This window comes from Brevundimonas fontaquae (assembly GCF_017086445.1).
Lineage (GTDB): Bacteria > Pseudomonadota > Alphaproteobacteria > Caulobacterales > Caulobacteraceae > Brevundimonas > Brevundimonas fontaquae.
Window position 1 is genome coordinate 843,999 of record NZ_CP070968.1, and the last position, 11,721, is coordinate 855,719.

6 protein-coding genes and 1 riboswitch are annotated in these 11,721 nt (G+C 67.6%); of the genes, 2 read left to right on the forward strand and 4 right to left on the reverse strand.

The annotated features are described in order from the left end of the window. Positions 1 to 4: 4 nt before the first annotated feature. Positions 5 to 799: a hypothetical protein gene (locus tag JX001_RS04055; protein WP_205682396.1), complete on the reverse strand. Its 795-nt coding sequence runs from the start codon at positions 797 to 799 to the stop codon at positions 5 to 7. 180 nt (positions 800 to 979) lie between these two features. Continuing rightward, positions 980 to 2,080, reverse strand: coding sequence for a phytase (locus tag JX001_RS04060; RefSeq protein ID WP_205682397.1), 1,101 nt, complete (start codon positions 2,078 to 2,080; stop codon positions 980 to 982). Between the two features lie 241 nt (positions 2,081 to 2,321). On the opposite strand from JX001_RS04060, the gene JX001_RS04065 reads away from it, so the two are divergent. Further along, positions 2,322 to 5,141, forward strand: coding sequence for a TonB-dependent receptor (locus JX001_RS04065; protein WP_205682398.1), 2,820 nt, complete (start codon positions 2,322 to 2,324; stop codon positions 5,139 to 5,141). A gap of 179 nt (positions 5,142 to 5,320) precedes the next feature. Continuing rightward, positions 5,321 to 6,727, forward strand: a complete 1,407-nt coding sequence (lpdA, locus tag JX001_RS04070; protein WP_205682399.1) for a dihydrolipoyl dehydrogenase — start codon at positions 5,321 to 5,323, stop codon at positions 6,725 to 6,727. A 96-nt stretch (positions 6,728 to 6,823) separates the two neighbouring features. Here the strand turns inward: lpdA and JX001_RS04075 are convergent, their stop codons facing one another. Next, positions 6,824 to 8,653 (reverse strand): methyl-accepting chemotaxis protein, encoded by a 1,830-nt coding sequence (locus JX001_RS04075; RefSeq protein ID WP_205682400.1) that lies wholly within the window; start codon positions 8,651 to 8,653, stop codon positions 6,824 to 6,826. A 95-nt stretch (positions 8,654 to 8,748) separates the two neighbouring features. Next, positions 8,749 to 11,430: a DNA mismatch repair protein MutS gene (mutS, locus tag JX001_RS04080; RefSeq protein WP_205682401.1), complete on the reverse strand. Its 2,682-nt coding sequence runs from the start codon at positions 11,428 to 11,430 to the stop codon at positions 8,749 to 8,751. 50 nt (positions 11,431 to 11,480) lie between these two features. Beyond that, a riboswitch (cobalamin riboswitch) is annotated at positions 11,481 to 11,689 on the forward strand. Positions 11,690 to 11,721: the final 32 nt, after the last annotated feature.

Below are 11,721 nucleotides of genomic sequence, written 5' to 3' on the forward strand. Positions count from 1 at the left end.
CAACTCAGTGACGGATTATCATGGCCGACCGAAGCCGCACGGTTTCGACGCGCTCGTCACCAGTTAGGGTCACGATCCAAGACCTGGCGCCGGGTCCCGAGGTGTCGAACTCGACCTCGGCGGCGTTCCAGTTCTTCGGCGCGTCCGTCTGCACGAAGAGCCTCGGCCCCGGCGGCGTCGAAGCGTTACGCGGCGGCAACGGACGGCTTGGCTGAACTCGCAACAGCTTATCCAAGGGCAGCTCCGCCAAGGCCCGCCTTGGATCGTTGCAGGCCGTGGCCGACTCCTGCGGATCACACTCTAGGGCGAACGGCAGATCAGCTGTCCCAGCCGCCAGCCGCATCGTCTCTGTCAGCCGGTCGAGCGCCGCCAACTGGTTGTCCACCTGGCCCTGAGACGCGCCAATATAGCCGGTCAACTCGGCGCACCGCGCCTCTGTCGCCGGCTCGGGATAGGACGGTCCATACTGCACTCCCGAGCCCAGGTCGCTTACTGTCAACACGGTTTCAGGATTGTCCGGATTTCCGGGCGCGGTTGGATTGCCGGCCGAGACCAAATGAACCCGCCGCGCGCAGATTCCGTCTCGCTCAGGCAGAGACTTTTCCCAGAATAGCGCCTGGTACATCTGCCCGGGCGCCCAGTAGCGGCGCACCCAGCCGCCGGTGATCTGCTCCGACGTCTCAGGCGGCAACATCTTCGGAGCCAGCACCATAGGATCGGCTTGTTTGACCTCCGCCAGCTGCAGTGTTCGCTCGGGTCGTTGCACGGCGAGGGCCATCGCAAAAAGGAGTTCCATCATGGCGCACACCGTCGTGAGTTTCCGTCAGTATAGCTTCAATCGGTCGACTGACCACTGACGCCTTTGCCGGGGATGATGACGACAAGCTGCACACCCGAGCTCGACTTCCGGCCTCAAATCGAAGCTGCAAGGCGATGCCGGCCTGCACGAACCGCGCTCGCGGATGCAAGGAGACGGCGTCTAAAGCCCCAGCGCCCGGCGGATGTCGCGCCAGTCGACGTATTTGAAGTTCTGCGTGCCCACGTCGTTGACGTCGTCCTGGATGACGACGAGGCCGTCGGGGAAGGGGCCGGCCTGACCGCTGGCGGCCGCCAGGCCGTCGGTGCCGGTGACGCCGTCGACCGCGCCGTCCACGATCTTGAACCGGCCCTTGTACTGCGGCGCCGGGCCGTCGATGCGCCAGACGGGGAAGGTGGAGTCGCCCTGGCTGGAGGCGATCAGATAGCGGCCCGAGGCGTCGGCGATCGTGGTCAGGCCCTCGGCGTCGACGACCAGGATGTCCTTGGCGATGGGCTGGATCAGGGTGCGGGCCGCGCCGGACGCCGGGTTCAGGCCATAGCGCCACAGGCCGACGTTCTCCTCGTTGATATAGAGGGCGTCGGTGGCTTCGTCGGCGGCGCAGCCTTCGGAGATGGTTCCGATCTCGGCGGTGCGGACCAGACTCGCCGTGGGCTGGCCGGCGGCGTCCACGCCTAGGACGAACTGGCGAAGCTCGCCCTCGTGCCCGACCAGGATGGCGTGAACTTCGGCTCCGCGCCGCGCAAAGCAGAAGCCGTACGGTTCGACCACGTCGGTGGCGACCGCGCCCCAATAGCGCACGCCGTTCTGGCCGGTCCCGGCCGGGTCGAAGGTGTAGAGGGAGATCCCGGTCTTGCCCGGCGTGCGGTCGCTGGCGCCCAGCACCACCTGCGGACGGCCGCCGACTGAGAGGCCCTCGACCACATCGACGTTGTTCAGCAGCCCCTCGGGCAGGAACTGCAGGATCTGGCCGTCGAAGCCGTAGATGTAGAGGCCAGACTTCTTGTCCGTGCCGGCGACGAAGCCCGGGGTTTGTCGACCCATGATCGTGACCGGCGAAGCGCTGGCCCAGACGGCGGGGTCGTCGGCGGCGTCCTGACCCGCCGTGCCGACCGACGGGGTTTCCAGCACAGCCTGGACCGGGGCGCCGGGACCGACGAGGCCCGCGCCCTCGCCCTGATAATCGACCTCGTGCGTGGCGCAGGCGGCGAGCACGCCCAGGGCGGCGCAGGCGCTCAGCGAGCGGGCGAGGGAAGGGCGCATGTCGGTCTCCGGACGATCTGGACGCGTCCCTGTGGCCAAGCCGCGTGCGGGTCAACGGCGCGGGCGTGACGGTTCGGCGTCGGTTCGATGACTGATGGTCCGTCAAGGGATCAAGCGTCGCCGTTCCGTCGGAAAACCGCGAACGGGGCGTCGTGGAATCGTCGCTTTCGCGTCGCCGCCCAGGGTTAAGCGGCCCCTCCATCGGCTGAAGCGAAACGTCGCTCGCCGAAGGGGACCTGACATGAAAATGAACCTGCTGATGGGCGCCGCGATCGCGCCGATGATCCTGGCGCCGCTGGCCATGCCCGCCCATGCCGATGTCGACGCCGTGGCCTCGGCCTCAACTGCGGTCGCCGGCGACGTGATTTACGGCCGGGTGACCAACGCCGCCGGCGCGCCCCTGCCGGGCGCCGAGGTTCTGGTGCGCGGCACAAGCCAGCGGGCCGTGACCAACACCCAGGGCGAGTTCACCCTGCTGACCGCCAGCGGCGCCATGGTGCTGGAGGTCAACTATCTGGGCCTGCCCTCTGCCAGCCAGACGGTCGTGACCACGCCGGGCGAAGACGCCAATGTCGCCATCGTCCTGGGCGCCCAATCTGCAACGGACGTCGCCGATGTCATCGTGACCGGCGTCATCACCGACGGCGTCGCCCGCTCGCTGAACCAGCAGAAGAACGCCGACGGCACGGTCAACGTCCTGTCGGCCGACGCCATCGGCCGCTACCCCGACCCCAATGTGGCGGAATCGCTGCAACGCGTTCAGGGCATCGCCATCCAGCGCGATCAGGGCGAAGGCCGCTACATCAATGTGCGCGGCGCGCCGGCCGCCTTCACCGCCGTGTCGGTGGACGGGGTACAGGTTCCTGCGGTCGATCCCGGCACCCGTGCCGTCGATCTGGACACTCTGCCCAGCGACATCGTCGCGAACATCGAAGTCTCCAAGACGCTGCTGCCTAGCCAGGAAGCCGATTCCATCGCCGGCGCCGTCAACATCAAGACCCGTTCGCCGTTCGACCGTCGTCGCTTGGCCATCAGCGGCTATGCCGGCGGGAGCTATAACGACTATGGCGGCGAGGACGTTCGCGCCGGCGCCACCGCGTCCAACGTCTTCGCAAACGAGACCTTCGGCGCCCTGCTGTCCGTCAGCTATTCCGAAACCAACCGCCGGCCCGACAACGTCGAGAACGCCTGGGTCAAGGAAGAGCAGAACGGCGCCGATGTCTTCGTGCTCGAAGAGACTTTGTTCAAGGATTACGAGACCAAGCGCACCCGTCAGGCCCTGACCGGCGCTCTGGAATGGCGGCCTTCCGATGACGTCCGAGCCTATCTGCGGGGGTCGTTCGCCCAGTTCGAGGACGACGAATACCGAAACACTCTGGGGCTGATCTATTCGGACGGCACGCTGCAGCCGGGCGCGACGAATACGACGGCGACCTACACCGGTGCGCGCATCACCCGCCAGCTGCGCCACCGCACACAGAAGAACGACATCACCACCCTCGTCGCGGGCGGCGAGAAGACGTTTGCAAACGGCGCGGTCTGGGACGCCAGCCTGTCATGGGCCGACAGCGAGCAATCCTATCCGAACCGCAACGAGCTGCTGTACCGCTCCGGCGGCACGACGCTGAGCTACAACACCGGCGACCACTATATGCCGACCTATTCGGTGTTCAGCGATCCGGCGGGCTTCTACCGCGACCCGTCGCGGTTCAGCTTCCGCGAGAACGCCTTCCGCGAGAATACGACCAAGCAGGAAGACGTCGCTTTCAAAGCCAACTTCGAGCTGCCCAGCCAGCTCGGCGGCCGTGACGTGACCTGGAAGTTCGGCGCCAAGTTCAACACCCGCGAGATCAACGCCGACGAGCAGCGCTATCGTAACCGCGCCGCCGCCGCGAGTCCTGGCACGCTGGCTTCGATGCTGAGCGACCGTCCGTCGCGCAACTATGACTACGACCTCGGCTTCAAGTTCGACGCTGGAAAGGCCGACGACTATTTCGCGCGTGTGCGCGCCGCCTCGCCCATCCGGCTGCCGGATTCGATCGCGGCCGATTACAGCGCCCAGGAAGACATTCTGGCGGGCTATGCTCAGGCGCGCTTCGACATCGGCGCGACGAACGTCATCGTCGGCCTTCGTGTCGAGAACACCAAGTTCGACGGTGAAGCGGCGGCTCTGATCGACAACGACGGCAGCGCTCCATACCAGATGGCCAAGGTCAGCCGGGACGACACCGAGTTCTTCCCGAACCTGACGGTGCGCCACGCCTTTTCGGACAATCTGATCGGCCGTTTCGCCCTGACGCGGTCGATCTCGCGTCCGGAGTTCAGCGAGATCGTGCCGCGTCGCATCGAGGAAACCGATGGGTCCGACATCTCTTACGAGATCGGCAACCCGGATCTGCAGCCGGCCCTGTCGAACAATATCGACCTTGGCCTGGAATATTACTTCGCCTCGCTGGGCGTGGTGTCGGCGAACGCCTTCTACAAGGACCTGACTGACTATCGCTACACCCTGAAATACAGCGAGCCGGTGACCATCGACGGCACGGTGTACGACGCCGACTTCGAAACTCCGATCAATGCGCCCGAAGGCCATCTGGCGGGCCTGGAGCTGAACCTGCAACGGAAGTTTGATTTCCTGCCGGGCCTGCTGTCGGGCTTCGGCGTCTTCGCCAACTACACCTGGACCGACGCCGAGATCAAAACGGCCCAGTCCTATGGCGGTCGCGACACCTTTTCCCTGCCGGGTCAGTCAGACACGAACTACAACGCCGCCCTCTTCTACGAAATGGCCGGGTTCAGCGCGCGCCTGTCCTACACCAAGCGTGGGGACTATCTGGAAGAGATCAACGCCGACGACGCCGATCTGGACCTCTATGTCGAGGGCCGCGAACAATTGGACTTCACCGCCAGCTACGACTTCGGCAATGGGGTGGAGGTGTTCGGCGAAGCCAAGAACCTGACCGACAGCGCGGGCGTGCGCTACTACGGCGTCAAGGAGCGGACCTACGAATACGAGAAGTTCGGCTACAACGTCTTCCTGGGCGTGCGCTTCAAACTCTGAGCGCGGCGGTCAGACATGATCGAAGGGGCCGGGCGGCGACGTCCGGCCCTTTTTTCGTGGTTTCCGCCTCTCCAATTGGTCGAAACGCGGCCCCATATGGGCTCCAGCGGTTGACCCGTGCGGGGTCGGCGCTAGTGTCCGCGCGCCTTTCCCCGCGCGCCAGAAGACCAGAGGATACCATGGCCGAAGCCACCGCCGCCTACGACGTCGTCATCATCGGCGGAGGCCCTGGCGGCTATAACGCCGCGATCCGGGCGGGCCAGCTGGGCCTGAAGGTCGCCTGCGTGGAGATGCGTTCGACGCTGGGCGGCACCTGCCTGAACGTCGGCTGCATGCCGTCCAAGGCCCTGCTGCACGCCTCGGAACTGTGGAACGCCGCCAACACCGAGTTCGCCAAGATCGGCATCGAGGTCCAGCCCAAGCTGCACCTGGACCAGATGCACAAGGCCAAGGACGACAGCGTCACCGCCCTGACCAAGGGGATCGAGTTCCTGTTCAAGAAGAACAAGGCCGACTGGATCAAGGGCAAGGGCAAGATCGTTGGCAGGGGCAAGGTCGAGGTGACCGCCGCCGACGGCTCGGTCCAGACGCTGGACGCCAAGAACATCGTCATCGCCACCGGCTCGGAGCCGACCCCTCTGCCCGGCGTCGCTTTCGAGGATGGCAAGGTCATCGATTCCACCGGCGCCCTGTCTCTGCCGGCCGTGCCCAAGAAGCTGATCGTGGTCGGCGCCGGGATTATCGGCCTGGAGTTGGGTTCGGTCTGGCGTCGTTTGGGCGCCGAGGTCACGGTGGTCGAGTTCCTGGACCGGATCACGCCCGGCATGGACACCGAGGTCGCCACCGCCTTCCAGCGCACCCTGACCAAACAGGGCATGAGCTTCAAACTGGGCGCCAAGGTCACCGGCGCCAAGTCGGGCAAGGACGGGGTGGAATTGACCGTCGAGCCGTCGGCCGGCGGCGCCGCCGAGACGATCAAGGGCGACGTGGTGCTGGTCGCCATCGGTCGTCGTCCGTACACGGATGGTCTGGGCCTGGAAAGCGTGGGCGTGACGCCGGACAAGCGCGGCTTCATCGACCATGATCACTTCAAGGTCGCGGACGGCGTCTGGGTGATCGGCGACGTGACCCACGGTCCGATGCTGGCCCACAAGGCGGAAGAAGACGCGGTCGCCGTGATCGACACCATCGCCGGCAAATACGGCCACGTCGACTACGCCCTGGTCCCCAGCGTCGTCTACACCTTCCCTGAAGTGGCCTGGGTCGGTCAGACCGAAGACCAACTGAAGGCCGCCGGTGTTCAGTACAAGAAGGGCAAATTCCCCTTCACCGCCAACAGCCGCGCCAAGATCAATCACGAGACCGACGGCTTCGTGAAGGTTCTGGCCGACGCGGCGACTGACAAGGTGCTGGGCGTGCACATCATGGGCCCGCAGGCCGGCGAGATGATCCACGAGGCGGCCATCACCATGAGCTTCGGCGGCGCGTCGGAAGACATCGCCCGCACCTGCCACGCCCACCCGACCCGTTCGGAAGCCGTCCGCCAGGCGGCCATGGATGTCGAAGGCTGGATGATGCAGGCCTGATCCAGCGCCCGCGCCGAAAGGCGCCGGCTTTCAGGAAAAGAGAAAGGCCCGGTCGCGTCACAGCGGCCGGGCCTCTTGTCGTTCGGCGGTAAGGCGTCAGGCGGCCCAGGCGGTCTCGCGGCCGTGGGCTTCTCTGTGGTGGGATTGGCGGCCCTCGATGCGGAAGCGCGACACCAGTTCGGCCAGGGTCTCGGCCTCGTGGCTGAGGGCCTGGTTGGCGGCCGTGGTCTGTTCGACCATGGCGGCGTTCTGCTGGGTCGTCTGGTCCATCTGGTTCACGGCGACATTGACCTCGGCGAGACCCACGGCCTGTTCGCGCGCCGATGCGGCGATCTCGCCGGCCAGAAGGTTGATCTCCGCCACCTGGCCGATCAGGGCGGTCAGGGCGCCGCCGGTCTGGGCCACCAGGCGGGCCCCGTCGCCGACGCTGGCGCTGGAGGCGGCGATCAGGGCCTTGATCTCGCGCGCGGCCTCTGCCGAACGCTGGGCCAGGGCGCGAACCTCGGAGGCGACGACGGCGAAGCCGCGACCCGCCTCGCCCGCGCGGGCGGCTTCCACCCCGGCGTTCAGGGCCAGAAGGTTGGTCTGGAAGGCGATCTCGTCGATCACGCCGATGATCTCGCCGATCCGGCCCGACGTGCTTTCGATCTGGGCCATGGCGGCGGTTGTGTCGGCGATGATCCGCTCGCGGTCCGCGGCGCCGTCACGGGCCTTGGCGGTGATGCCGGCGGCGGACTGGGCGCCCTCGGCCGTCTTTTTCACCGTGACGGTGATCTGGTCCAGCGCGGCGGCGGTCTCTTCCAGGGCGGCGGCCTGCTGTTCGGTGCGGCGCGACAGGTCGTTGGTCGCGGTGGTGACCTCTGTCGTGCCGGAACGCATGGCGCCGACCAGTTCGATGATCTCGCCCATCGTGGCCGTCAGGGTGTCGGCAGCGGCGTTGTAGTCGTCCTTCAGCTTCCTGCTGCGCTCGGCGAAGGGCGCGGTGATGCGGTAGGTCAGGTCGCCGTTGGCCAGGGCCGCCAAGCCGTCGCCGAGGGCCTGGACCACAACGGCGTCTTCGGCGGCGAGCCGTTCACGGTCGGCCTCGCTGGAGATGCGAGTGGCGCGCGCGGTCTCGCGCATGGTTTCGGCCTCGGTCTCGATTTCCTTCTGGCGCACGGCGGCGTCTCGGAAGGCGATGACGGCGCGCGAGATCTGGCCGATGTCGTCGCCGCGCGAAATCCAGGGGGCGTCGAAGTCGGTGCGGCCCTGACGCAGGGCCTCCATCCGGTCGCACAGCCCCTTCAACGGCGAGAACATACGGCGCGACACATACAGGCAGGCGCCGACCGTCAGCAGGGCCACGACCAGGCCGCAGACGAACAGGGCGAGCATCATCTGGTTCACCGAGGCCATGAAGTCGGCCTTGGGGATGCCGACGTAGAGCACGCCGATGGTCTGGCCGGCGGCGGTCTTGATCGGGTCGTAGGCGACGAAATAGGGCTTGCCCAGGATGTCCGCCTGGCCGCGATAGGGTTTGCCGTTCTTCAGCACGGCGTCGAAGACCGGACCGGGCTTGAGCTTGGTGCCGACCGCGCGCGAACCGTCGTCCTTGACCACGTTCGTCGTCACACGCAGGTCGCCCATGAAGACGGTCGCCGTGCCGCCGACCAGCGTCTTGATCCGATCGACCGGGGCGGTGAAGTCGTTCATCGGCGTCGAGCCGACATAGAGCTTGCCGTCGCGGGTCGAGAAGCCGTCGCCATAGTCGGCCAGCACGTCCCAGGCGACCCGCATATTGGTCTCCTGACGCTCGGCCGCGCGGGCCTCGGCGTCCCGGGTCAGAAGGCCGGCGGCGACCGCCATCAGGGTTAAGGTCAGGGCGCCGAGCGCGGCGATGACCATCAGGGCTGTCTTGGCAGACAGGGATAGAGCGCTGATCTTCATGGTCTCGTTCGGTTAGAGCGGACGGGAGGGCGAGCCTCCAAACTGGTCGAACGAGGTTAAGATTTTCAATCTGTAAGGGTTTTTGCGTACTCGGCCTAGGTCAGCCCCTTGAGCTTATACAGGATTTCCAGCGCCTCGCGCGGGCTGAGGGCGTCCGGATCGACGTCCCGCATGGCGGTTTCCAGCGGCGAGGGGCCGCGTATCGGTTCCGGCTCGGCGACGGCGAACAGGGGCAGGTCGTCCAGGCGGGCGGCGGCGGCCTTTTCGCCTTCCAGCCGGTTCAGCACCGAGCGGGCGCGGGCGACGACGGAGGCGGGGACGCCGGCCAGTTTCGCGACCTGGACGCCGTAGGAGCGATCGGCCGCGCCGGGCGCCGCCTCGTGCAGGAAGACCAGCTCGCCGTTCCACTCGCGCGCGACCATGGACAGGTTGCAGACGTGGTCCAGCCGCGTCTCCAGCTGGGCCAGCTCGTGATAGTGGGTGGCGAACAAGGTGCGGGCGCGATTGGTCTCGTGCAGGGCCTCGGCCGTGGCCCAGGCGATGGCCAGACCGTCATAGGTGGCGGTGCCGCGCCCGATCTCGTCCAGAACGACGAAGCTCTTCGGCGTGGCCTGGGTCAGGATGGCGGCGGTCTCGACCATCTCCATCATAAAGGTGGAGCGGCCGCGGGCCAGGTCGTCGCCGGCGCCGACGCGGCTGAACAGCCGATCGACCACGCCCAGCCGCATCGACCGCGCGGGCACGAAGGCGCCGGCCTGGGCCAGGATCACCAGCAGGGCGTTCTGGCGCAGGAAGGTCGATTTACCGGCCATGTTCGGGCCGGTGACGATGGCCAGGCGCGGTCCGTCCTGACCCGAGCCGTCCAGTCGGGCGTTGTTGGGGGTGTAGGGATCGCCGCCCGCCTTGACCGCCGCCTCCACGACGGGATGGCGGCCGGCCTCGACGCAGAAGGTCAGGGTGTCGTCCACGATCGGCCGGGTCGCGCCGACTTCCTGGGCCCATTCGGCGAGGGCGGCGTGGGCGTCGAGTTCGGCCAAGGCTTCGGCGACGGCCTGCAGCGGCTGGGCCAGGCGGGCGGCATCGCGACGCCAGCCCTCGAAGGTTTCGCCCTCGATGGCCAGGGCGCGGTGACCGGCCTGGCTGATCTTGGCGTCCAGCACCGACAGTTCGACGGTGGTGAACCGGACTTGGGCAGCCAGGGTCTGGCGGTGGATGAAGGGGCTGTCGGGCCCGGCGCGGAGCAAGGCTTCGGCGGCCTTGGCGCTGGTTTCGAGGAAATAGCCCAGCACGGCGTTGTGCTTGATCTTGAACGGCACGCCGGACTCGGCGACGGCGCGGGCCTCCAGATCGGCGACGACGCGGCGGCTGTCGTCGCGCAGGGTGCGGGCGGCGTCCAGTTCGGGGCGATAATCGGGCCGCACATAGCCGCCGTCGCGGGCCAGATGGGACGGCTCGTCCACCAGACCGTCGATCAGATCGGCCTTCAGCCGCGAAACGTCGGGCGACAGGGTTAGGCGGTCCAGCGCCGAGGCGATGCGGCGCGGCTGGCCGGTCAGAGGATCGACCTGGCCCACGAACAGGCCGGCGACGCCCTCGGCGATCGACAGGCCGGTGCGCACGGCGGCCAGGTCGCGCGGGCCGCCGCGACCCAGCGCCAATCGCCCGACGGCGCGGGCGATGTCGGAGGAGGCCTTCAGCGCGTCGCGCAGGTCGCGGCGCAGGTCGCGGCGCTCCAGCAGCCATTCGACAGCGTCGAGTTGCTCATTGATGGCCAAGGGATCGCGCAGGGGCCGGGCGATGCGTTCGGCCAGGGCCCGGGCGCCGCCCGAGGTGACGGTGCGGTCGATGCAGGCGAGCAAGCTGCCCTCGCGCTCGCCGCGCTGGGTGCGATCGATCTCAAGGCTGGCGCGGGTCGCAGGGTCGATGGCCAGAAAGCCGCTTTCGCCCAGCCGGCGCGGCGGGGCCAGGGCGGGGACCTTGCCGGCCTGGGTCGTCTCCAGATAGGCGGCGATCAGGCCGAGCGCGGAGACCTCAGCCTCCTCGAAGGCGCCGAAACCGTCCAGCGCCGAAACGCCGTAAAGGCGTTCGACCCGCACGCGTGCGGCCTGGGGTTCGGCGATGGCCGAGGCCAGCGCCTGGACCACGCCGCCCGATCCGTCCAGGGCGTCGCGGGTGGTCTCGTCCGAATACATCCGGTCCGTGACCAGGACTTCGGACGGGCGGAAGGCGGCCAGGGCCGCGCCCAGATCCTCGATGGCGCAGGCGACGCTGTCGACCGCGCCCGACGACAGTTCCACCACGGCGACGGCGGCTCGACCTTTACGCACCGCGACCGCCGCCAGGCGGTTGGCGCCGCGCGCGTCCAGCAGGCTGTCCTCGGTCAGGGTGCCGGGGGTGACGACCCGGACCACGCCGCGATGCACCACGGCCTTGCCGCCGCGCTTCTTGGCCTCGGCGGGGTCTTCCAGCTGTTCGCAGATGGCGACCTTGTGGCCGATGCGGATCAGCCGGGCGAGGTAGCCCTCCATCGCATGGACCGGCACGCCGGCCATCGGAATGTCCTCGCCCTGATGCTTGCCCCGCTTGGTCAGGGTGATGCCGAGCGCCGCCGCCGCGACCTCGGCGTCCTTGAAGAACAGCTCGTAGAAGTCGCCCATACGGAAGAACAGGATGGCGTCCGGCTGGCCCGCCTTGGCCGTCAGATATTGCGCCATGAACGGCGTCGCCCCTTCCAGCGAGGCGGCGATTTCCGGGGGATGAGAGATGGGCGCGTTCATGTGGCCACAGGGTGACGGATCGCGCCCGGCGGCTCAAGGCCGTTGACCGGCTCTTGCACAGGCTTGTCGGCCCTGCGATAGGCCGCGTCAGGCGGTTAAGGGAACACGGTGTGACGCCGTGGCTGTGCCCGCAACTGTAGGCGGCGAGAGCGTCGTCCGTCCGGGGTTTCGATCCCGGCGCCACTGGGAAACTGGGAAGGCGAGGACGGCGGTTTACGACCCGCAAGCCAGGAGACCTGGCCGCCGACGTCGCTCGCTCCTGTCCGGGACCAGACAGCAGCGCGGTTTCTC